The sequence below is a fragment of the Alcanivorax sp. HI0044 genome, from assembly GCF_001634945.1.
Window position 1 is genome coordinate 1 of record NZ_LWEZ01000493.1, and the last position, 795, is coordinate 795.

1 pseudogene is annotated in these 795 nt (G+C 56.0%); it reads right to left on the reverse strand.

Annotation, left to right across the window (positions count from 1 at the left end):
* A pseudogene (locus A3730_RS05920) lies at window positions 1–795 on the reverse strand (elongation factor 4); the annotation flags it as partial.

The following is a 795-nucleotide window of genomic DNA, read 5'->3' on the forward strand; positions in this document are numbered from 1 at the left end:
AACATTTCGCGGTCACGTTCTTGCGCAGGGCTTTCACGGTCTGGCGGGCAATGATCTTGCTGCCAATGGCCGCCTGAATGGCCACATCAAACATTTGTCGTGGCACCAGCTCTTTCATTTTTTCACACAGGGCACGGCCTCGGTAGGCTGATTGGTCCAGGTGGCAGATCATCGCTAGCGCATCCACTTTATCACCGTTGATCAGCACATCGACCCGCACCAGCTTGGTGGCTTCGAATCGCTCGAAGGCATAATCCATGGAGGCAAAGCCCCGGCTCACGGACTTGATGCGATCAAAGAAATCCAGCACCACTTCCGCCATGGGAATGTCGTAGGTCAGGGCAACCTGCTTGCCCAGGTACTGCATGTTGATCTGTGAGCCACGACGTTCCACGCAAAGGGTGATCACATTACCCACAAATTCCTGTGGCACCAGGATATTGACCCGCGCAATAGGCTCACGGAACTCCTCGATCTTGCCGCCTTCAGGCAACTTGGACGGATTATCCACGTGCAGGATGTCGCCAGAAACCAGCGCCAGCTCGTAGACCACGGTGGGGGCCGTGGTAATCAAATCCAGGTCGTATTCACGTTCCAGTCGCTCCTGGATGATTTCCATGTGCAGCATGCCCAGGAAGCCCACCCGGAAACCAAAGCCCAGTGCGTCGGACGTCTCCGGTTCATAGAACAGGGAGGCATCATTCAGGGTCAGCTTGGCCAGCGCATCGCGGAAATCTTCATAGTCATCCGCACTTACCGGGAACATGCCCGCGTAGACCTGCGGCTTGACGTTCT